Below are 725 nucleotides of genomic sequence, written 5' to 3'. Positions count from 1 at the left end.
ATGACGGCCGGCACAGCGATGTTGGTCTGCGCACCGGCGGCGAAGACGCCCTGGCCGTCGGCCATCTGCGTGGAGTAGCTGAGCTGGAACGTGCCGTTGTCGAACGACCAGTTGTTCGGAATACCGGCGACCGCCTGCGGGTAGGGCTCGGCGAGCACCTCCAGCTTCGCAGCATCGATATTGTCGCCGGTCGGCGGCAGGCTGGTGTCGTAGACGATCGATTCCGCCTCGCGGGATGTTGCGGTCGTGGTGATGTCGTTCTGACCAGTGTAAACCCATGTCGCCCAGCCGTACTGGTGTCGCTGGGCGGCATCCAGCACAGCGGCGTGCGCACCGAGTGCATTGCTGGCGCCGAACCCACCGATGTGGGCCGGGATGTTGTGTGTGTCCGGGTAGCTGGCCGCGTTGTTGATCGCGAAATCGGCGAACACGTTGCACAGGAAGTCGACGCCGAACAGGTCGACCGACGGGCAGAAGTGCTGGAACGAGTAGATGACCTTCTCGTCGTCGACAGCCCCCAGGTGGGTTTGGACACCCATGTTGAACAGCACGTTGGGCTGCACGAATATCGGAGTGTCGGGGTCCACCGACCGGATCGCCGCGACCGATTGGTTGTAGAAGGGGGTCAGCTGTTGGGAGTCGAAGTAGGGGTTGCCGAACAGGGTCGAGAGCCAGTGCGATCCGGAGTGCGGTTCGGCGATCACCCCGAAGGCGACTACCGCGGG

At 63.7% G+C, this 725-nt stretch carries 1 protein-coding gene; it reads right to left on the bottom strand.

Annotated features, from left to right (window positions below):
- Positions 1-725 (bottom strand): cellulase family glycosylhydrolase (locus tag LI92_RS21400; protein ID WP_046322591.1); only part of this gene is annotated, 725 nt, incomplete at both ends.

The sequence above is a fragment of the Mycobacterium sp. UM_Kg1 genome (assembly GCF_000972925.1).
Lineage (GTDB): Bacteria > Actinomycetota > Actinomycetes > Mycobacteriales > Mycobacteriaceae > Mycobacterium > Mycobacterium hiberniae.
This window is presented reverse-complemented; position numbering and strand designations above follow the sequence as displayed.